We start from the raw sequence: 21,567 nt of genomic DNA on the forward strand, positions 1-21,567 counted from the left end.
TCTATACAATTCAGAAATCTTTTATGCATTTACACAAGATATTTTACGCTCTCGAAGCTTGCTAACTCAGGTAAGTCAGCTGACTACTTCTGGGCATACCGTACGACTACTACCAACAAGGGTGCCGTTTACTACAAGGTAGTTTCTATGAACGGTAAGTACCGTGGTTACGTTTACGGCGGTAAGAAGAAGGGGACTTTCGCCGGCGGTATCAAGAAGTCTTATACGACGAAGACTGCTGACATGCCTTCAACGACGACGATGTACTTCGCTAAACCAGGTACCCAAAACGTTACATGGTCAGCTCCTCGTTACACCCAATACGGTGCTTCTGCTAAGGTTAGCGACACGACACCATACGCTACCGATGAATTAACGGTAACTAAGGCTGTTAAGAAGTCTCGTGAAGGAACGCTCTACTACTACGTTAAGGACGCTAAGAACCCTTCAGTAGATGGTTACATCTACTACAAGGCTTTGACGGCTACTAAGCCATCTACTGTCTTCAACGACAAGACCGACGTTAAGGTTAACTTCAAGACGGCCGATGGTACTGACGTTAAGTCAACGACCTTGACCGGTTTGAAGGATGCTAAGGGCGTTGTTTCTACCGCTACTGGCACCGACGTTACTGCCGATGCTAAGGGACAAATCACTGCGGTCGACTGGGCTAAGACTGCTTTGAAGGGTACTGGGTACACCTTCACAGCTACTGATACCATGAATGCCAGTGCTTTATCTAACATCAAGACTGGCGACACGGTTACCTTATACGTGGTTAAGAACCAAAACGCTGACACTAAGATCAACTTCTACGGTTACAAGGGCCAAGTTAGTGGTTCTGACGCTTTGACTGTTTACGGTGGCAAGACGGCTTCAGCTACGACTGTTGTCTTCCCTTCAGTAGCTAATGCCTTCACTGGTACTGCAGACACTGCCTTCACTGCTAGTGATGTTGAAGCTTACTTGACTACTAACGGCTTGAAGACGCTTAACACGCCTTCATACGAAGTTAACGGCAAGCAAGTTTACACGCAATACACGTTCAAGAATGCCGAAGATGGAACTTACGGCAGTGCTAAGAACGCGCAAGTCTTCTACACGTCAACTGTTAAGGAAGGCAAGTCCCCGGTTGATGCCGCTACGCCTGTTACACCAGCAACACCAAACACTAGCTACGTTGGCTAATCCTAACTAAATCTAATCTAAAATACCCTCACCGAATTTTTCGGTGAGGGTATTTTAGTACATATTCTGTTTTATCTCAGTGAGGGAATGTGACTTTAGGAAACCGGACAGAAAGTTATCAATTTTAGTTGGAAATCCATCAAAATATGGACCAAATTATTTATTAATATATAAATATAACTGACAACAATCAATCAAAATCAATTTTAATCCCCCTAAAGTCGTGTCTAAGCCCCCTACGCTCGAGACACTGGTAAGTTCTCCTGATAATCGGCTAACTGCTGGGAGATCGCCTGATAGAGGTCAGGAGCCATTAAGAAGGGGGTGAGGTTGTCCGTGTGCAGGCGTGCATTGAGTTCGGCAATGACTTTGGTCGATGTTGGTATCCGGGCGGCCTCAATCTGCCAGTAGATGATTGGGGCGACGCCATAGCGTTGGCTAGCGGCGGGGATTGACGCGCCGTCGAAGTCTTTGCGCAGGACCCGCAGAATATCGGCGTAGCTATTGCGGTCGGCCTTGTCGGTCATGCTGACGATCCCATAGCTTTGGGAGAAAGCCGTAGTGTCGGGCCAGTCGATCTCTTCGCCCAGGTCGGTGTTACGAAGTTCCTTGTTTTTACGGAGTCCTTCTTTGAAGAGCGTGGTGGTTAGGTCTGGGTCCATCTGGTACTCATCGAGCAGGTCAAGCGTGAGGCCGTAAGTCAATAGAATCAGCGCGAGACGGCTACGGCTGGGCCGGGGGAGTTTATCGTCCTCGAGGGCTTGCAGGTACCATTCGGGGATGTCGAGGTTACTGGCGACGAAGAACACGGGAACCCCATCTCCGGGAATCAGACGAATCAAGGTCAGCACTTTTCCTAATGAATTCACGATGTCTTGCGGTTCTTGCATGATAGCCAATCCCTCCATTTTTGCTGAGTATACCAGGAGAATGCGAGAGTTGGGTGAAGATTGGGTGAGAAAACGGATTTAAATTGTATAAAATGGACTATAGTTCGTGTATAACCCGCATAATAATTGTTGGTAGACATCGTTTAGACCGCTTTGTGTCAGTTATTACGTTGATATTTCTTTTTTTATACAAGCTGAGTATATATCTTGCTATCATTCGTGTTTCATGCCATTATGTACGTGGGTAGGGACCAACCCTGGTAAAGCATTTAAGAAGCCAAAATGACCATTGGAGCATGCTATTGAAGAGTTCAACTCTTAGTCACATCAAGGGTCTTCGGCCCGAGATGAAACAACAGGTTCAAGAAACTGGCGTCCTAGATTTTACCAAGTTAAGACTTGAAGATGTGATTGATGAGTATCCTGGTACCAGTAGTGATTTTGATTGGCCCAACATTATCTTTGTCAAGAACATGAGTACCACGCGGCAACAGCGCCAAGCCATCGTCTGGGTTAATGACCATATCTTTAGAACGGATATGAGTCCTACCAAGGTAATTAACAAGGGACGCGCGGCTGCCGGGCATATGAAGCTTGATATGGCTATTGCGGCGAAGAAATACCACCTGACGCAACCCTACCCAGTCGTTGTCGGCCGTTTCCTAATGGTCCCAACCGATAAACCTCAGAAGGGCGGTCACCATAGCTGGATCAATGGCCACTTTGTTGACGAGATTAATTCATTTGGCGTCAAAGGGAAGGTCAGGATCCAGTTAGAGAATGGAATGGAGATGATTGTTTGCGATACCAAAGACAGACTATGGACGCATATCAACGAGGCCCGGGACCTGTTCAAGGCCCAGTCACGCAGACAAGACTTCGCCGACAACCAGCATCATAACGACAAGCAGTTCGACTATGTCATGACTTCCGAGGAAGTCATAGCGGACCGGCTGGAGGAACATGTTGGGTTAGCCAAAGGTCTTTTGTCTAAGGTTGGCCTGGTTTTTCCAGACGAAGAGGTCGAAGAACTGGTCCGTCAAGTCCTCGATGGGGATACCCGTAAATACAGGTACGGGGACGAGCGCGACGTAGCGGAGTAACAGGTCTCAGCGACGCTGACAATGCCGGTCATATTAGTTTGGTAATAAAGAAATTTGGCTAAGATGTGATTTGTTTATAATATAGTCAGTTATCTATGGTAGGATGTTTAGGGGCGGTAACTTTAAGGGATTATGCTTTTTACCCATGAATCGCCAACTACCTATGACTATGTTAAGGACTACCGGTGCGGCATATCACCGGGTCACGAGGAGGAAGAGCATCATGATGGAAGCCAACAAGTTGGCCGTGGACGTCGACCGGATTCACCAGTTGAATTCGCTCCTGCGTCCCTTTATCAAGCGACCGAGCAGTGGAGATGCAATTACGTTTGAACAGTACCGGATTTTACATGAACTCGCGACGGAAAAGATCAGCACCAGCGAACTTTCCCGGCGGTTGAACGTCGGCCAATCAATGGTGTCGATTCAGATTAGCCGGTTGTTAAATGGTGGGTTCATTCAGGATGAAACGTTGCCAACCGATCGCCGCTACCATGTTTTTCAAATCACGGCCAGAGGTCGGAAGGTTGAAGAACACGTTAGTGATGTGCTGGTCGAAGAACTCCCAGAGCTCATGCGACAGATCGCTGGCGTTATTGACGCCGAATAAACTACTCAAAAAAATCTCTGTTCCGCGCAGAGGGAGGTGCCGTTGCTGACACCTCTTTTATTTTGGTCTTGAGTTGGTGGTGGAAACTGCACGCCTGCGGCTGACAGGGATTCCGCCTGCTGTGGGGACGCTTCAGCCCTCTGGGCTTCTCGCTCGATTTGAAGCCCCGTAAGGGGCACGGGTCTTCAAAGTCGCCCATGGTGTAAGGCCGGGAAGGACCTAGCACCCGGCCTTACACCCTCGTCACGGCCGGCTCCACCCTGTCCTCCTCCGGCTAAGATTGACCGTAACCAAAACAATGTGGGCGGAGTCGTCCGTCACAGGAATGTCAGACACGTCATGTGAGGTCGTTGTGAACTGTGATGTAATCTTGCCAGCTTGTGCTCCCTATCAGCCGTGAGGGGACCGGCTAGGGGGCTCAGCGGTGTCGTTGTTGTTAGTGGGGGTGATCTTCCGCCACTTACAACAAGGCCGGCTTTCGAGACCGCACTGTGGCTCGAAAACGTGCCCACTGCGTTCCAGCCCCCTAGCTGGTCCCCGGTAAGGCGAGAACTAAGCGCATTGTCGGCAGTCTTGGTCTGAACCAACCCAGAACATACGAAAAAGGGAACGTGGCCGACGCCACATTCCCTTGCCTAACGTACTATTCTGCTGCTTCTAAAGGTTCGTCTTCTTCGGGTTCATCCATTGGATTACCCTCAGCGTCGACCAATTGAAGTTCTGTATGGCGAATCACAACGAGGTCGCCAAAGGAGTCGATTTTATCGGTTTCTTTCTTTGACAGTTGGTCTGGTTCAACCTTAACTATCGCAGAGTGTTCATACATCTTGGTAATGGTGCCGTAGAATGAATTTGAGAAGAGCTCGGTCTTTTCGCAAAAGACGCGATCGTTTTCATGTAATGCCACAGCAATCGTCCCCCTTAAAAGTAATTTATAAAAGAATAAAGGCTGCGGGCCTAAAAGTCAAGGCTTTTTGAAGAAATAATTTCAAAAAGTGAATTGTTTAGCACCTTATTTAGTATGCCGTTAACTGAATAGAACCTAGTGGCGCAACTGATCGATGCGTTCCTGAGTTGCCAAGGCATCTAATAGTTCGGTTTGTTTGGCAACCTGGGCGGTGAAGTCTGTTAAGAAGGTCAATTCGAGGTCACCGAGCGGGCGCTGTTGTTGCGCGGCATCGAGCAAGGCGTCGACCTGACTGTGCAGGGCCTGGTTGGTGGCCAGGAGGTCACGGAAGGCCGGGGTGCCACTGAGACCCTCGGCAGCGGGGGCCACGGTCCGGGTGACTCGCTGAGGTGTCGTGGTGGGTTGCGTGGCCTTAGGCTGGCTCGTGGCAACCTTGACGGCCGGGGTAACGGTTGGGGCCGGCGTGTTGTCGGGTTCGCCATCGAAATAGTAGAAGACTTGCCGTGGCTTGCGGGCAGCCTTCTTGATCCGGTGGTCAACGGAAGGGGCCGCGGAGACGGCACCCATGACCGCAGAGTTGGCGTAGCCGAGGGCCACTAATTTTTGACGTAGGCTGACCGCTCTAATCCCGCGAATCCCGGGGAACTTTTCCTGGAAGACGACTTCCGTTTCTGCTGGATCTTGAAGCCAGCTGATAATCTGTTGGCGAATCTTTGCCGCCTGACTGTTTTTCGTGTTTGCCATTGTAGGACATCCATGCGTGTAGTTATTGTTAAATAGTATAGTCTTTATTGGGTGAACCTGCTGGCGGGCCGTGGGCCATCGCTAAGCACTAGTCCCATTGAAGCATGTTTGCCCCGCACAGACAAGGGTCAGCTAAAATGAGAGGGCGATTGGGATTTCGCTCCTGACTGATCTTTTCAGGGTAAGTATGGTACAATCGAAGTACATAGAGGAATTATCTGGTGATGCCAAGCGTGTTCGACGTTTGGTAAGGCTGGCATCACTGTGTACCCGGAGGTCGATCGAAGATTGCTGCTGGGCCGTGGTTGCCACCAGTCGTGCCACGGAGCTTCCCCACCGATTGACCACGTGTTGATAGCGGGAGGGGGTACCGGAGCACGACCCTTCCTTTTTTATTTTCTGCCAAATCGGATAATTTCCAATCAATTTAGGAGTGAACAATTTTGCACATTTTTAGAGATGAAAACGGGATTCGTCTGGTCGTTTCCCATCAGACCGGTCATTACGCTGCCCACTTTGCGACTTACGCCCCTGAACAGGAATTTATTAATTACACCTTGGAACGGGATAAGCACGGCCGTTATCATCTGAGCATTGATAAAACCAATTTAGTTGAGCTCGACTCACCGGTCTTCAAGAAGGAACTGGTTTTCGGTGACTTGGGTGACAGCTTAACGCCACTTCAAGGCGTTACGTTAATGTTAATCTAAGCGGAAGCGCTGCTGCTTTGGTCGTAACGCTTTTTTTGGTCAGTCGTTGCCAGCGGACGCCTTCCGGGAGGTCCCTGAGAGGGCTGGAACGTGGTGGACACGGTTTTGAGCCAAAGAGCGGTCTCAAAAGCCGGTCTTAGTCTAACCGGAGGAACCCGCTCCGCTAAGACTAACGACACCACTGAGCCCTCTCAGGAACCTCCCTTCAGGTCGACCTGACATCGACCACCACCGTCGGCCATTCTGTTGGTTCTAAATAGGCGACATGGAGCAAGTAATAATTGGTAAGCCATAAATAATTTTATACCGCGGCGTCAATTGGGGCCGTGGCGGTTTGGCTATTTTGGTCAGGAAGCCTTGAAACGTCTGACTTGCTTAATGTAACTATGAGTATTACAGTATAACCATAAACTAAAAAGAAACGAGGGTCTTCATATGACAAATGTCTTAATCTTAGGTGCCAACGGTCGCATTGCCCAGTTGGCTACCGAACAATTATTAGCCAATGATCGGAATCACTTAACGCTGTTCCTGCGTAACGCTAGCCGTTTGGCCGACGCCGCTGGTAGCCGGGTTAAGGTGGTTGATGGGGACGCCGACAACGAAGCCGACCTGAAGGCGGCCATGGCCGACACCGACATCGTTTACGCCAACTTAGCTGGGGACAACATCGAAGACCAAGCCAAGACGGTTGTGGCGGCGATGGATGCCACTAACGTTAAGCGCCTGATCTGGATCTCCACGCTGGGAATCTACGATGAAGTGCCTGGCAAGTATGGAGAATTCAACCACAAGATGCTGGATGGCGGTTACCTCGAAACGTACAGTGCCGCGGCCAAGGTTATCGAAGGTTCCGACTTGGACTACACGATTATCCGGCCAGCTTGGTTGAGTAACCGCGATGAGATTGACTACGAAACCACTCAGAAGGGCGAACCCTTCAAGGGGACCGAAGTTTCCCGGAAGAGTATTGCGGCTCTGGTTACCCAGCTGGTGGCCGATCCCACGCAATCGATTCACGCTTCACTGGGAGTTAACAAGCCCAACACCGATGGCGACAAGCCAGTTTGGTACTAAAATTAGTTAATTTAGAAGCTCGTCTTTTGACGGGCTTTTTGAATTAGTTCAAAAATAATTTCTTCCTATAAACACCTGTTTACCGGCGTTCGTTCGATTAGGGCGGAAAAGATCGGGTCAAAAAGAGTGCAAAAGGCGCCAATTCGCGGTATAACTATGGTGTGCGCTGAGTATGGCGCACAAGCCAGAGACTTGTTTTTTACTTAACTTGGAATCAATTTACTAAGCTATTCTGTGAAACTTTTCCTCCAAACAAGAACCCATGGATTTGCCTGGAATTGATTCATATGTTGTGTAACACCGTTGGCGGTCATGACCCGCTGGCGGTGTTTTTTTGTCTGCGGCAGCGCCTTCCGGGTGGTTCTGAGGAGGCTGGAACGTGGTGGCCACGATTTGAAGCCCAGGAGCAGGTCTTCAAACTCGGGCTTTCACTAGACTGGGAAGATCACCCAGCCAAGTGAAACGACACCACTGAGCCTCCTCAGAACCACCCTGCAGGCTGAGACTTGCCGGAAGAAAACAAGCATCGCAGGTAAATATCGTGGATAATTGGTGGCGTTTTTGTAAAAGTTTGGTCGTGCTTCAATAAAAATTGTCGCTTGTTTTGGGACAATTTTCGTCGGAATTTCGACAACCAGTCGAGTTATGATTGGGTAGCCAATTTCATGCCTGGAGCGGTCCACTGAAATTGTCTTGTCAACAAGCTCTTAGCGCCGGTGTGACAGTGTTTACAGGTGAGCATTAAACTTGACTTTTTGGGGCTAAACTTGGTCAAAAATAAATTTGAAATTTGTTGTTATTTTTGTTGTAAACGCTTACAACACGTGATACTATAAAGGTGCGGAAAGGAATTAAGAGTTGTGAGATTCAGTTTTTCAGATTCAAATCTAGTTGGTAACTGCTTCAAGAAACCGATTTCCGTTTTGACGCGAGACAGGTTTTACGATTCAGGATCCCGCACCATTGAAAAAAGTTTTTGACAACTCAGATAACCCTTCTAAAGAACTCTAGTAGCTTCAGGTACCAGGTTACAGTTTCATCAACAACTTAATATCTGTTTTAAGCTTAGCGCTTGACGAAAGCGTGGATGTTTCCAAAGATTAGACGACAGTTCCAGAATTTCACTAGAGCTCCTATGTTACGGTGACAGAGGTCATGCAAGGATTTCAACAAGAATCGTTATAGCGTGTTCTGTTAGGGTAATGAAGGCATTAAGAAAATTGATTCAAGCTGAGACGATAGCCAGAAATTAAATAATATGAGAACGGCTGTGACAGCTCAGTTGGAAAAATATAGTTATGAGGCGATTAAGAATTAAATTGATTACGAAACGGGAATTTAGTAGTAATCACAACCTCCTTTCCGTGAGTTAGCGGACTTCAAGTCATCTTCATTTCAAACTTGAAGTTCGTTTTTTTATGCACTTTTTTTAATTTTTAAAAATTAATTTTTCACGACATACAGCTGGTTATGGCCGATGATGACGGGGATAACACCCGCGTAGGTGCCAACAGTCCCCTCTATCCGTTGGTTATAGGGGGACTTATTCTTCAGAAGATCCATTACCAGTGTGAATTGATTGGCGTCCGGGATAAATCCACTGGTCATGATAAGAGTGACAGGTGGGGTGTGGTAGGTCTGTCCGAGTGACCAGTCCGTTTCAGGTTGCTGGCAGCCAGAAGACAGGGGAGCCCCAGTCCACCACAAGTCCGATCGATTACGGAGATCCTAGACCAATTGGAACCGCTTACCAATTGTATCAGTTTTGTTCGGCTATTTTTGAGCAGGAACTTATTGTTCAGTTATCCATCATCTGACCGGTTTAGCGGTCGAAATTAACCCGATCCCAGCACTTGAGTAAATGAGATCGCTATTATAAATGTATAAATGTAACGTAAACCGTTTGACGAAAAAGAAAACGTTTTCGTCAATATCCGTGATCTGCCGCGATTCTTAGAGTCGCAAGGATCGTTAAGGGGCGTAATGTTCGGAAATGAGTTTCTCAGAAATTATGCAATCAGCCATTTACAGGCGGCGATGGAAACGGTATATTATTACTAGACCGAAATTTTGCCAACGTCGTTTTTGACGGGGTGGTTACGAAGGAGTGAGCAACGGTGGCTTTTCATCGCATCTTTGTTATTGATTTTGCCGGCTTAGGCTTAGGCGAAGCCCCCGACGCTAACCGCTTTCAATCCGTTGGCGCAGATACAATTGGACATGTGGCGGCTAGTTGGTCGGGTAAACTAAATCTTCCAACATTACAGCGCTTGGGCCTCGGAAACATTCGGGTTGACCATCCGCTACCGGGCGTCCCACCCATCGAACATCCCGACGGCTTCTTTGGCCGTTTGCACATGGCCGCCAGTGATAATGGGCGTGCCACGGGCTTACGGGAGATGTGGGACTACACCGGGGAGACCCGGACCCGCAGCGTGTTCGATACATTACCGGTGGCAGGTTATCCCGTAACTGTTGCCGGCCCTTTCCTTAGCTACCTGCAAACGCAGGACACCGTCGAACGATTCCAGATTGGCAGTAATCAGGATGCCTTCCGCGTCCTGTACGACCAGCTTTATCGACCAGCCTCTGGGGTGGCCACGGTGATGCTCCCGGAATTTCGTTTCGCGGGTGAGGAAGGGAACGTTGGGGAGTTTGGGAAGGCGTTGATGAACGCCGACCACTACCTGGCGCAGGTCATGAATGACATGGGGGCTAACGACCTCCTCATCCTGACCGCCACGCACGCCGGGGACCCGACCATGCCGGGTAAGCCGACGCGCGAGTACTTGCCGCTGATTGCCTATTCGCCATCACGGCCGAGCGCCCACGCCTTAGGCATTCGTCGGACGTTAGCGGATGTCGGGGCCACGGTACTTGAGAACTTCGGTTTGGCCCGTAACGCAGCCGGACATAGCTTTATGAATGAATTAACCCAATAATAAAACGCAGCACGTTAAACTAAGCACCATGAAAGGAGGTGAGGGGCACAGCATCGCAGGAACATTTTCGACCAACCAGGGGTCGTGTAGATCGTCAGAAGAAAGAGTCATCAATTATTCAAGTCCCTTCGCAGGGACCTATTCACCAATTCTCTGACGAATACGATCCGGGCGTCGACACCGCGATGAACGTTTCAACAACTGTGGTACATAGATTCTTAGAGACCACTTAACGGTTTGTTTTAAAACTGACGGGTCGTCGGTTAAAAAAATTCGGAAAGAGGTATTTCGACCAATGATTTTTATTAACATGTTAGGGGTACTTGTTTACCTCGCCATTGCGTTCTTGTTCTCGAAGAACAAGAAAAAGATCAACTGGAAGTCAACTGTTATTGTTTTGGTATTGAACCTTGTCTTAGCTTGGTTCTTCACTAGTTTCCAAATCGGACAAGACATCGTTAAGGGTGCCGCCGATGGTTTCAACTGGTTAGTCCAAGTTGCCTACCAAGGGATTGTCTTCGCCTTACCTAACTGGGTAACGCCACAATTCGGTGGGACTGCTAAGTCCATGAACTTCATTACCAGTTCACTCTTACCAATCCTCTTGGTTGTTCCAATGTTCGATATCTTGACTTACATCGGGGTATTACCTTGGATCATCAAGTGGGTCGGCCGTGGCTTATCCTTCATTACTGGCCAACCTAAGTTCGAATCATTCTTCTCTGTTGAAATGATGTTCTTAGGGAACACTGAAGCCCTTGCCGTTTCTCAATTGCAATTAAAGACGATGCGTAAGGAACGTAACTTAACCCTTGCCATGATGTCCATGTCATGTATCACTGCTTCTATCTTGGGTGCATATACCCAAATGGTTCCAGGTCAATTCGTTTTGACGGCCGTTCCAATTAACATCTTGAACGCCATCATCGTCACGAACATCTTGAACCCTGTCGAAGTTACGCCTGAAGAAGACACGATTGCTAAGATCGGTGGTTCTAGTTCAGTTGCTGCTGAAGACGGTGAAGTTGAAGCTGACGGTCGCCGCGAACCATTCTTCTCATTCTTGGGTGACTCCATCATGGGTGCCGGCCGTTTGATCTTAATCATCGCTGGTAACGTTATTGCCTTCGTTGCCTTAGCTGCTTTGATTGACAAGTTACTTGGCTTGATTAGCCCAGTATTATCTCTGGAACACATCTTAGGGGTAATCATGTTCCCATTTGCATGGTTAATGGGTCTGGACGTTCACGATGCCTTCGGTTTTGCCCAATACATGGGGACGAAGTTGGTTACCAACGAATTCGTTGTCATGGGTAAGATTACCGGTACCATCAACACGAACGCCTTCTCACCTCACTACCGTGCCATCTTGACTGTCTTCTTGACTTCATTCGCTAACTTCTCAACTACTGGGATGATTATCGGTTGTTTCAAGGGGATCGTTGACCGCGAAAACAACGAACTTATCTCCAGAAACGTTGGTTACATGCTTCTTTCCGGGATTCTGGTTTCCTTACTTTCAGCCGGTATGGTTGGATTATTCGTTTGGTAAACCCGATTCAAATAGCTTAACGTTTTAAAATTGATAGCCCAGGGCCAATGGCTTCTGGGCTATCTGTGTCAGCGAATCTAGGTTATACTAGAAGGACAGCGACAAAACGAGGTTCTCTCGTGATGTCAGTCCGGGTGCCGACCTTCCATGCGGGAGTGAAACCCAGCCGAATGGGTGAAAGCATTCGGTTGCAATGCCCGATAAAGTACGTACGTCGGGTAATGACGTATTGAAAGATAGGAAATTAATCTAATGGATAAGCAACAAACGCAAGCCGACTTAGCGAACGAAATGACGTTACGCGAAGCCTTGCGAAACAAGGATGTCGTCCGTAACGAAATAATCGCGGGGATCACCGGTTTCTTCGCCATCTCCTACATTATTATCGTTAATCCGCTGATTCTTAAGGATGCCGGGATCCCCACGGATCTCAGTGTCTTCGCGACCATCTTCTCCTCGGTGATTGGGTGTCTGGTCATGGCCTTCTGGGCCAATGTGCCAATCATTCTGACACCGGGGATGGGGGTCAACGCCTTCTTTACCTACACCATCGTGGTGAACATGGGTCTGAGTTGGCAGGAAGCCCTCGGGATCGCGGCCGTGGCGAGTTTCGTTTATATGTTAATCGCCTTTACGAAGGTGGCGACGATTCTTTCCACGGCAATACCCGAATCGCTGAAGAGCGGGATTACCGCAGGGATTGGTCTGTTCCTAGTCGAGATTGGCTTGGAAAAGGCGGGTCTCATCGTGGCGGGTAAGTCGTCGCTGATTGTGTTGGGAGATCTCACCAAACCCACACCACTCCTGGCCTTGTTCGGGTTGGTGTTGAGCCTGGTCCTCTACATCCGTAAGGTGAAGGGGAACTTCTTCATCGCGATCATTGCGACCAGCCTGTTAGCCTTCTTCTTCGGCGTTAAGGATAGTGACACGCCTAAGGTTGATTTGGCGCGGTTAGGTCAGTACCACGAGATTTTATTTAAAAATGACTTCTCACACTGGCTCAGCACGCCGTTCATCCTGGCGGCCTTCTCGATGACTATGATTCTGGTCTTCGAGTCGATGGGGCTCTTACAGGGCCTCCTACCCAACCAAAAGAAGTTCAAGAAGACCTTCGAGGGTAGCGCCATCACCACTTTCTTCTCCGGCTTCCTGGGCACCAGCCCAACCGTTGCCGCCGCAGAAAGTGCCTCGGGTATCGAGAGTGGGGGTCGGACCGGCCTGATGGCCTTAGTGGCCGCGGTCATGTTTGGCCTCTCCCTCATCTTCGTGCCGTTGTTGGCCTATGTGCCTTCCGCGGCGATTGCGCCCGTGATTGTGATTACCGGTGCGATCATGATGGCTGCCATCGGGAACATTAAGATGGCAGACTTCTCCGAATGGTTCCCAGCCTTTCTAATCATTGTGCTGATTCCATTTACCAATAGTATTTCAACCGGATTAGCCTTCGGGTTTGTGTGTTATCCGGTAATGAAGCTGGCCTTGGGTCAAGGCAAACGCCTGACTTGGCCGGTCTACCTGTTGGGTGGGCTATTCCTACTCGACCTGGTATTTAGTGCCCTGTTGTAATGACAGGGTTTTACTCAAGGGTTAAACGTAAGCGGTTTCGGCCGCTGTTAAAAACCAAATTTTCATTGGGAGGAAATAATGATGACTACAAAGATTATTATGGATACTGACCCAGGAATTGATGATGCTGCTGCCTTAACGATGGCGATCAACGACCCAAGCATTGACTTGAAGCTGATCACGACTGTTGCAGGTAACGTCACTGTCGACAAGACCACGATCAACGCACAGAAGATCGTACGTTTCTTCAATGCGAACATCCCAGTTGCCGCTGGTGCCGAACAACCACTCTTCAAGGACTTTGAAGACGCTGCTCGGATTCACGGTGAATCAGGGATGCCTGGTTACGACTTCCCAACCGACCTGCCTAAGCCATTAGACAAGACGGCCGTCGAAGCTCTCCATGATGAAATCATGGCTAGTGACGAACCAATTACCTTGGTTCCAACTGGCTCATACACCAACATTGCTTTACTCTTCTCTGAATACCCAGAAGTTAAGAGCCACATCGAACGGATCGTTGCCATGGGTGGTGCCTTAGGTAAGGGTAACATGACGAGTGCCGCTGAATTCAACGTCTTCACCGACCCAGATGCAGCCGCTATCGTTTACAAGTCTGGTATTCCAATCGTGATGGTTGGCCTGGACATTACCATGAAGGCTCTCTTAACTCACGACAGCATCGAAGAATTACCAAAGATTAGCGAAACTGGTAAGATGTTGCATGACATTATCATCAATGATGGTGATAACAACAGCAACGGGATTGCGATGCACGATGTGAACACCATCTTCTACTTACTTCACCCAGAAGCAATTACCACTGAAGACATGTGGATCGACGTGGTTACCACTGGCGCTGCCATTGGTGAAACTGTCGGTGACATCCGAGGTGCTTACCATGATGGCAAGACCAATGCCAAGGTTTCCGTTGACATTGATGCCGCTGCCTTCAACAAGTGGTTCCTCGAAGAAGTTCGCGCTATTAAGAACTAGTCTTCGTTACTTACAGAATTCCGAAGAGTCCGGGAGAGATCCTGGGCTCTTTTTCTGTGGGGTGAAGGCTCGATACACAAACTCTACGGAAACAGGTAGGTATTCTAAAGAGAAATAACACTTGTGTCCAGTAATATTAAGTCGTGTTTAGATGCGGGAAGTCTATGATTCTTCTTTATTCAGAAATGTGCCCTATCTGAAACATAGGCGCATTAGCGAGGCGCTGAAAGGCCAATTCATTTGCGAATTGGCCTTTTTTGAATTTCTTTCGAAAAAAGTGACACGAGACGTCAAAACTGACATTATGTGACAGTCCAAATTGGGATAATAGCCTCAGTAAGTAACCCCAAGTGATGGGGAATTAATAAAAAAGGTGGTTATTATTATGGCAACAACGAAGGAAATTTGTGAAAAATTAATGGCAGTCAAAACAGGTTTCACGGCTCCTAGTGAATCGCATCCCGGTGAACTAAGAGACCTGACGTTAGCTGATATTGGGTCATTTTTGACCTATAAGAATCGGCCTGACATGGCGACGATTGAAGCACGCATGGCAGCCGACCAGACTGAACTCAAGCCGCGAGCCGTCACCGACGCGTTGAAGCTGGACTATAACTTCCCAACAGAAGCCTTTGCGGCAGAACCTGTCTTTAACCGGAACTGTCTCTTCTTAGCCCTGAACATTTCGCGGCGAGAAAAGAATATCTTCGAAGGTAAAGAATGGTACAACTTCCATGAAATTGATCCGAAAGGGTCTGCGCTGACCCACGTCTTCAACCTGGCTATGATGACGAACCATGACGTCTTCCGTGGCTGTTACGTGACCGATATTCTGAAAAACACGATTGAAACGGAAGCGTCCAAGGTTGTGAAGGCCTTCAACAAGCCACGCGATGCCGAACACGAGGAAGCCTATCGCAAGAGTGCCAATCTCTTTATTCAAGAATGCGCCATCGTTCAGCCAAAACATTTGGTTGTCATGGGTGGGGATGTCGCTTCCGTTGTGACGCAAATGAAGAAGGATGGCCTGTTCGATCAAGCGCCAGATGTCGCCGCATTGGTAGAAAACTTAACGAAGGTTGATCATTATGCCAGCCGCTCAAATTCTACTGACTACTACATCAACTTGTTTGATGAGGACGGCAACTTGAACCTGCAAGAAAGCTAAGACGCCGCTTTTGTTACACAACCTTTACGTAAATGGGTACAGTTTCATACAGAAATCACACATAGGTCGTGTAGAATTAACAACAGTTGAAGTGAAGAGATTTAGTTATTTGTAGCCTTTTTGAGAATTGGTTACGGTGAGTCCGAATCTGTTTACTTCTTGAATGAAATGAGTTATTTTTAACTTGAGGAAGTCACTAGACTTCTATTCTAAAACGATAATTTATAGGTGATTCTCTACCGTAAGTGAGAGGCTTAAGATAGGCGATTCTCTGCCATAAGTGAGAGATTTAACTTTTAGGGGCTGACTTTCAGCCCCTTTTTGTTGCCTAAATAAGGAGATAGTATGCGTGCGATTAGTTTACGTGCACTCGGATAATATCTCCTATTGTCAGATGGGTCGCTCATAGTAAATGGTTTTAGCTGAAAATTGATACAAATTCTTTACGTAAACGAGTGTCATTTCCATACGAAATCAATACATTGACCGCGTATGATAAAAGGTAAATCAAGGGGAAGAGGATGATCGTATGTCCGCTACGGAATTCGATACCTTAATCTTACTGATTATCACGTGGTTACCGATGCTTTGGTTTTCCCGACCACCAAAGCGTCACAACTAGCTAGTACATCTACGGATTGAATTCGGTGTGAATTCAGTCCGTTTTTTGATCGCTGACTAGTGTTTCTGACGTGTCCCCCAAATATAAACAACTTTGTGATCGACACTCACAAAGTAGGCCTGGTTTGTAGCAAAAGAGAACAGGCAGAGCAGGCGTGTTTACTCACTATCTGCGGAAACTTTACAAGATGTTGACAGGGAACACACGGTTAATTTACATAAGATCGCTATGCTAGACCTAACTTAGTGATTATCGGCGTTTAACCGTCACCGGGTGACCGATTCCCCGGCGGCCATCATCTGTTTGGGGGGCAACGGGGACATGAATAAATTTACCATTATCCATTTATCAGATTCACAACTCACGGCGCCGGGAGTCGAGCCACAGTACCACCAGCGCCTACTACCGCAGGAGAAGCTGCAACGGGTCTTCGACGACGTCTTGGAACATCAGCTTCAGCCAGACCTCGTCGTCTTGAGCGGAGATCTCTTACAGGGGGGCACGGCCGGGGACTATGCCCGGTTTCACAGCTATCTGCGTGAGCAATCGCAACGGCTGGCGGCACCGATTGAAGTGGTGTTAGGGGACCAGGACGACCGTGAGGCCTTTAACAACGGCTACTTATCCCAGCCTGACCTACCGTACTACGCCTACAAGCAGGTTCATCAGAACATGGACTTCTATTTCTTAGATTCCAAATGGGAGGAGAACAAGGAGGCGGGATGGCTCGATCGCGAGCAGCTAGACTGGCTGAACAAGAATCTCCACTTAGCGCCTCGCCGCCGGGCCTTCATCTTCCTTCACCATCCGCTAGACGCGCCGGCATTGCGGCCGATGCGCTACGCGTTACTGCAAAATAATCGTGAACTCTTGGCGATCCTCCACGGTCACAATATCGGGGGCATCTTTACCGGCCATTTACATTTTGCGGCCAGCTACTTAGTCGAAAGTACCATTCCGGTCACGGCTGTCGGGTCGGCCTCAACCTACATCAATTGCCAGGACCCACACTACCACGAGGTCCACGACGCGGTGACGTATAACGTCATCACGATTCAACGTGGCCTAGCCAGCATCACCAGCCACCCCCTCTATCTGGGCCAACCCATCATCGACACGGTCACAGTGAACAACACGGGTTTTGCCAAACATCGGCCTCGTCTGACCAGTTCACGGCGAATCGTCAATGGGCCATTTATCTGACATCTGATATTGTCGGGACTTCGTCGCCTGCGGTGACCAGGGGTTCCGTCCTGTGGGGCCCGTCCGAAGCCTGAGGGGCGGTCTTCGGCCTCGCTTCAAGCCCCACACAACCCGTGGATCTTGAAGTCGTCCCAGTTTCTAAGACCGGCAGTTCACCGGCCTAAGAAACTCGACACAGGATTCCACCCCCGGTCACCTCCGGCTGAGAGTAGTGGTTGTCATGACGACGTGACGCATGGTCCCAGGTTACGGGGGATGAGTCGTCGTTCACCAGTCAGAATGGGTTGATGAATTGGCGAGGCACATTTCGGAATTCTCACCACCGTTACTTCCAGAAAAATTTGGCGTGATCGATGCGGCAATGGCTAAGGGAAAGCCTGGAGGGTGGTTCTGAGGAGGCTCAGCCGTGTCGTTATTGTTAGCGGAGTGGTTTTCTCCGGTTACAATAAGGCCGCTCGGGGAGACCGCTCTTTGGCTTCCCGACGTGCCCATGGCGTTCCAGCCTCCTCAGAACCACCCGGAAGGCCCCGCCGGGGCAATCCTCAGGACCTTGAACTCAAAGACAAATCAAGACCATAAAAACAAATTTTGGAGGGGTGATTCCCAGTGGCAAGGCGGGAATCACCCCTCCGTTAGTTTTCCTCAGGAATAGGCGTTTCATGTGAGCCTAATTTTCGGTATAATAGGTATCGACGTGTGAGCGAAACGCCGCGGAAAACCCCGCCAGTTCGTGGGGTCACGAGTTGCGTTTCGCCAGTAAGTAAGGTAAAGTATAACCAAGCGTGAAACAATCTTGTTTCACAGAAGTGAACTGGGAGATTAACGTATGAATCCAGAAGAGTTTCGTGCCGCGTTAGCAGCGCAAGGCATTGATTTAACCGCAACACAGGAACAGCAATTTGCGACCTACTATGAGTTCTTAGTTGCGACCAACGAACACGTAAACTTAACCACGATTACCGCGGAGCCAGACGTCTACCTGAAACATTTTTACGACTCACTGACCCCCGCTTTTTACGTGGACGCGATGCGCACGGAACCGTTAACGGTCTGTGATGTCGGGGCAGGTGCCGGATTCCCGTCACTGCCTTTGAAGATCATGTTCCCACAGCTCCAGGTGACGATCGTGGACTCGTTGAACAAGCGAATCACGTTCTTAAATGAACTCGCCGCCAAGCTCAACTTGACCGGCGTGGCCTTTCATCATGCCCGTGCCGAGGAATTCGGCGGCAAGCGGGCCGCTAATCGCGAAGGCTTCGACCTCGTGTTGGCCCGCGCCGTGGCTCGGATGTCGGTCCTTAGCGAATTGTGTTTACCACTCGTTAAGGTCGGGGGCCAATTCGTGGCCTTGAAGGCGGCCCAGACCGAGGATGAACTCGCTATGAGCCAGACAGCCATTGCGACTCTCGGGGGCAAGCTGGCGGCCGATGAGGCCTTCTCACTGCCTGTGAGTGGCGACCAACGCCACATCGTGGTTATCGACAAGGTTCGGCACACACCAAAGCGTTATCCGCGTAAGGCGGGGACGCCCAATAAGGAACCGTTAGAAGATTAATGGGATGGGGGTAAGATAATTGCCATTTTCATTATTTGGAAATAATCGGGAGAAGGCGGTTCAGCCGACACATCCCGTGAAACAAAACGTGGTAATGATCCCGGTTGCCCAAATCATTCCCAACCGGTTTCAACCGCGGCAACGGTTCGACGCCACCGCGATTACCGAATTAGCACAAACCATCGAGGAACATGGACTCTTACAGCCCATTGTGATTCGCCAATTTGAGGCCGACCATTACGAGATCATCGCCGGTGAGCGGCGGTTCAGAGCGATTAACCAACTGAAATGGGAGACCGTTCCCGCCATCGTTGAAGAGATGAGTGACGACGAGACGGCGTCCATGGCGCTGATTGAAAACCTCCAACGGGAGGAACTTTCCGCCATTGAAGAGGCGCACGCCTACCAACAGTTGATGGCGCTCAATCACATGACGCAGTCGCAGTTGGCCGAGGGTATCGGCAAGAGTCAGGGGTTCGTGGCCAACAAGTTACGACTCTTGAAGCTGGCCGAACCCGTACGTGAGGCCATCTTGAACCGCCAGATCACCGAACGACACGGCCGGGCCTTACTGGCCTTGGACGATGCCGGTCAGGTCGAGCTGTTGGGGCAGATCATTGCCGACAAGTTGACGGTCAAGGAGACCGAGGCGCTGATTACCAAACGCAAACAGCCCAAACGGCGGCGCAAGGTGACCAAGCACAGTGTCTCCAAGGACACCCGCGTGGCGGTCAACACGATTCGTCACTCGGTGAAGATGGTCCAGGACGCCGGCATGACGCTGACGACTAAGGAAGAAGAAACACCAGACGGTTACCGCATCATCATTGACATTCCAAAAGAAAGCTAGAGGTGAACGACATATGGGCTATATCATCGCATTAGCCAATCAAAAGGGTGGCGTAGGCAAGACCACCACCGGGGTTAACCTGGGCGCAGCGCTGGCTTCGGCCGGTCAACACGTCCTCCTGGTGGATACCGATGCCCAAGGGAATGCGACCAGTGGGGTCGGCATTCAAAAGGCAACCATTGAACGTGAAGTCTACGATGTTTTGGTAAATGAAACGCCGATTCAAGACGCCATTCTCCATACGGAACATGAGGGACTGGATATCGTGCCCGCAACCATCCAGCTTTCCGGTGCGGAAATTGAATTAACGCCAATGATGGCACGGGAAACCCGGTTAAAAGCGGCGCTCGATGAGATTAAGGATGAGTATGACTATATCCTCATCGACTGTCCCCCTTCGTTAGGGCTTTTGACGATCAACGCCTTTACCGCGGCGAACTCCATTTTGATTCCGGTTCAAAGTGAGTACTACGCGTTGGAAGGACTGACCCAACTGTTAAATACGGTGAAGTTGGTTCAAAAGCACTTTAACCGCGACCTGAAGATCGAAGGGGTCTTATTAACCCTGTACGACGCCCGGACCAATCTCGGGAAACAGGTTAACGAAGAAGTTAAAAAGTATTTCCAAAACAAGGTTTACGCCACAATTATTCCGCGTAACGTCCAGTTAGCGGAGGCACCGAGTCATGGGATGCCAATCATTGATTATGCGCCAAAATCGAAAGGTGCCGAAGTATACACTGAACTCGCAAAGGAAGTGCTAGCAGCCCATGGCAAGTAAGAAAGAGAAAAGTTTAGGCCGCGGAATTGACGCGTTATTTGCCGAAAATGGCGTCGACGCCGGCGAAGAAACGGTGGTTGATCTGACGTTGGCCGATATCCGACCTAACCCGTACCAACCCCGCCAGAAGTTCGACAAGAAGGGCTTAGATGATCTGGCCGCCTCGATCGAAAAGACCGGGGTCTTCCAACCAATCATTGTTCGGCAACCAGACAAACGGGTCAACCGTTACGAGATTTTGGCCGGTGAACGTCGGTTCAGAGCGTCTAATTTAGCCGGCAAGACCACGATTCCCGGGATTATCCGTGACGTGACCGAGGAACAAATGATGGAGATCGCCGTGTTGGAAAACCTCCAACGCGAGGATTTAACCCCATTGGAAGAAGCCAAAGCCTACGATACGTTGATGACCAAGCTCACCTTGACGCAGGCGCAAGTCTCCGAACGTCTCGGCAAGAGTCGGCCATACATCGCCAACTACTTGCGGTTACTGGGACTGCCTAAGGCCGTGAAGGATATGTTACAGAAGAACGACCTGTCCATGGGACAAGCCCGGACGCTGTTATCCTTGAAGGATAAGACCAAGCTCGTGGCGTTAGCTAAGCGCGCCGTGAGTGAGGGGATGACCGTGCGAGCCTTGGAGGCCGAAGTTGGTAAGCTGAATGGTGCGGCGAAGAAGCTCGCCAAGAAGCCGGCCAAGAAGAAGTCGCCATTCCTGCGCTCCACGGAGAATCAACTCCAGGAACACTTTGGCACGCAGGTTACGATTAACGAGACTGCCGGCAAGGATCAGCAAGGAAAGATTGAGATTGACTATCTTTCCAATGACGATCTGAACCGCATCTTAGACCTGCTGAATATCCACCAGGACTAACTCATGGGAGGCATGACCATGTACGATTTAGGTGATTTGGTAGAAATGAAGAAACCCCACCCATGCGGCACCAACCGCTGGGAGATTACCCGAATGGGCGCGGATATTAAGATCAAGTGCACCAATTGTGGTCACGTGGTGATGTTGTCACGGCGTGAATTTGAAAAGAAACTAAAAAAGGTATTGGTTCGTAAAGCCGACGCCGAGAATGGAAAGAGTGAATAATTGC

20 protein-coding genes are annotated in these 21,567 nt (G+C 49.4%); 16 read left to right on the forward strand and 4 right to left on the reverse strand.

What is annotated here, in order from left to right:
- The first annotated feature begins 147 nt into the window (after positions 1–147).
- Positions 148–1,188 (forward strand): hypothetical protein, encoded by a 1,041-nt coding sequence (locus IV54_RS00115; RefSeq protein ID WP_057877391.1) that lies wholly within the window; start codon positions 148–150, stop codon positions 1,186–1,188.
- A gap of 236 nt (positions 1,189–1,424) precedes the next feature.
- Here IV54_RS00115 and IV54_RS00120 read toward each other — a convergent pair whose 3' ends face one another.
- A complete protein-coding gene (locus IV54_RS00120; protein WP_057877392.1) occupies positions 1,425–2,078 on the reverse strand; it encodes a hypothetical protein in 654 nt (217 codons plus the stop codon).
- Positions 2,079–2,380: 302 nt separating this feature from the next.
- On the opposite strand from IV54_RS00120, the gene IV54_RS00125 reads away from it, so the two are divergent.
- Positions 2,381–3,181 (forward strand): hypothetical protein, encoded by an 801-nt coding sequence (locus tag IV54_RS00125; RefSeq protein ID WP_057877393.1) that lies wholly within the window; start codon positions 2,381–2,383, stop codon positions 3,179–3,181.
- 223 nt (positions 3,182–3,404) lie between these two features.
- Positions 3,405–3,791, forward strand: a complete 387-nt coding sequence (locus IV54_RS00130) for a MarR family winged helix-turn-helix transcriptional regulator (protein ID WP_057877394.1) — start codon at positions 3,405–3,407, stop codon at positions 3,789–3,791.
- A 643-nt stretch (positions 3,792–4,434) separates the two neighbouring features.
- On the opposite strand, the gene IV54_RS00135 is transcribed toward IV54_RS00130, so the two are convergent.
- Together IV54_RS00135 and IV54_RS00140 are read right to left on the reverse strand one after the other, a co-directional pair.
- Entirely contained in the window at positions 4,435–4,698 is a 264-nt protein-coding gene (locus IV54_RS00135) for a hypothetical protein (RefSeq protein ID WP_057877395.1), read from the reverse strand.
- A gap of 135 nt (positions 4,699–4,833) precedes the next feature.
- The gene (locus IV54_RS00140; RefSeq protein ID WP_057877396.1) at positions 4,834–5,442 is read right to left on the reverse strand and encodes a hypothetical protein; all 609 of its coding nucleotides are present in this window, start codon (positions 5,440–5,442) and stop codon (positions 4,834–4,836) included.
- A gap of 443 nt (positions 5,443–5,885) precedes the next feature.
- Here IV54_RS00140 and IV54_RS00145 point away from each other — a divergent pair, with 443 nt between their 5' ends.
- Complete coding sequence (locus IV54_RS00145; protein ID WP_057877397.1) at positions 5,886–6,152, forward strand: hypothetical protein; 267 nt, start codon at positions 5,886–5,888, stop codon at positions 6,150–6,152.
- A 435-nt stretch (positions 6,153–6,587) separates the two neighbouring features.
- Positions 6,588–7,229, forward strand: coding sequence for an SDR family oxidoreductase (locus IV54_RS00150; RefSeq protein WP_057877398.1), 642 nt, complete (start codon positions 6,588–6,590; stop codon positions 7,227–7,229).
- A 1,443-nt stretch (positions 7,230–8,672) separates the two neighbouring features.
- On the opposite strand, the gene IV54_RS11655 is transcribed toward IV54_RS00150, so the two are convergent.
- Complete coding sequence (locus tag IV54_RS11655; RefSeq protein ID WP_157054315.1) at positions 8,673–8,837, reverse strand: hypothetical protein; 165 nt, start codon at positions 8,835–8,837, stop codon at positions 8,673–8,675.
- 509 nt (positions 8,838–9,346) lie between these two features.
- Here IV54_RS11655 and IV54_RS00155 point away from each other — a divergent pair.
- From IV54_RS00155 to IV54_RS00210, 11 genes are all read left to right on the forward strand, one after another.
- Positions 9,347–10,171, forward strand: coding sequence for an alkaline phosphatase family protein (locus IV54_RS00155; RefSeq protein ID WP_057877399.1), 825 nt, complete (start codon positions 9,347–9,349; stop codon positions 10,169–10,171).
- A 295-nt stretch (positions 10,172–10,466) separates the two neighbouring features.
- A complete protein-coding gene (locus IV54_RS00160; RefSeq protein ID WP_057877400.1) occupies positions 10,467–11,723 on the forward strand; it encodes a NupC/NupG family nucleoside CNT transporter in 1,257 nt (418 codons plus the stop codon).
- 252 nt (positions 11,724–11,975) lie between these two features.
- Positions 11,976–13,289 (forward strand): NCS2 family permease, encoded by a 1,314-nt coding sequence (locus IV54_RS00165; RefSeq protein ID WP_057877401.1) that lies wholly within the window; start codon positions 11,976–11,978, stop codon positions 13,287–13,289.
- Positions 13,290–13,370: 81 nt separating this feature from the next.
- Positions 13,371–14,285, forward strand: a complete 915-nt coding sequence (gene rihC, locus IV54_RS00170) for a ribonucleoside hydrolase RihC (protein WP_057877402.1) — start codon at positions 13,371–13,373, stop codon at positions 14,283–14,285.
- Between the two features lie 385 nt (positions 14,286–14,670).
- Positions 14,671–15,453: a hypothetical protein gene (locus tag IV54_RS00175; RefSeq protein ID WP_057877403.1), complete on the forward strand. Its 783-nt coding sequence runs from the start codon at positions 14,671–14,673 to the stop codon at positions 15,451–15,453.
- A 943-nt stretch (positions 15,454–16,396) separates the two neighbouring features.
- Positions 16,397–17,278, forward strand: a complete 882-nt coding sequence (locus IV54_RS00180; protein ID WP_057877404.1) for a metallophosphoesterase family protein — start codon at positions 16,397–16,399, stop codon at positions 17,276–17,278.
- Positions 17,279–18,104: 826 nt separating this feature from the next.
- Positions 18,105–18,833 (forward strand): 16S rRNA (guanine(527)-N(7))-methyltransferase RsmG, encoded by a 729-nt coding sequence (gene rsmG, locus IV54_RS00190; RefSeq protein ID WP_057877406.1) that lies wholly within the window; start codon positions 18,105–18,107, stop codon positions 18,831–18,833.
- Positions 18,834–18,852: 19 nt separating this feature from the next.
- Complete coding sequence (noc, locus tag IV54_RS00195; protein WP_057877407.1) at positions 18,853–19,683, forward strand: nucleoid occlusion protein; 831 nt, start codon at positions 18,853–18,855, stop codon at positions 19,681–19,683.
- 13 nt (positions 19,684–19,696) lie between these two features.
- Entirely contained in the window at positions 19,697–20,464 is a 768-nt protein-coding gene (locus tag IV54_RS00200) for a ParA family protein (protein ID WP_057877408.1), read from the forward strand.
- On the forward strand, positions 20,454–21,338 hold the full coding sequence (locus IV54_RS00205; RefSeq protein ID WP_057877409.1) for a ParB/RepB/Spo0J family partition protein: 885 nt from the start codon (positions 20,454–20,456) through the stop codon (positions 21,336–21,338). Before IV54_RS00200 ends, IV54_RS00205 begins: the two co-directional genes overlap by 11 nt.
- A gap of 18 nt (positions 21,339–21,356) precedes the next feature.
- Positions 21,357–21,563 carry a DUF951 domain-containing protein gene (locus IV54_RS00210; RefSeq protein WP_057877410.1) on the forward strand — a complete coding sequence of 69 codons (207 nt, stop codon included), beginning with the start codon at positions 21,357–21,359 and terminating at the stop codon, positions 21,561–21,563.
- Positions 21,564–21,567: the final 4 nt, after the last annotated feature.

Source organism: Levilactobacillus paucivorans, assembly GCF_001437125.1.
GTDB classification, from domain to species: Bacteria; Bacillota; Bacilli; order Lactobacillales; family Lactobacillaceae; genus Levilactobacillus; species Levilactobacillus paucivorans.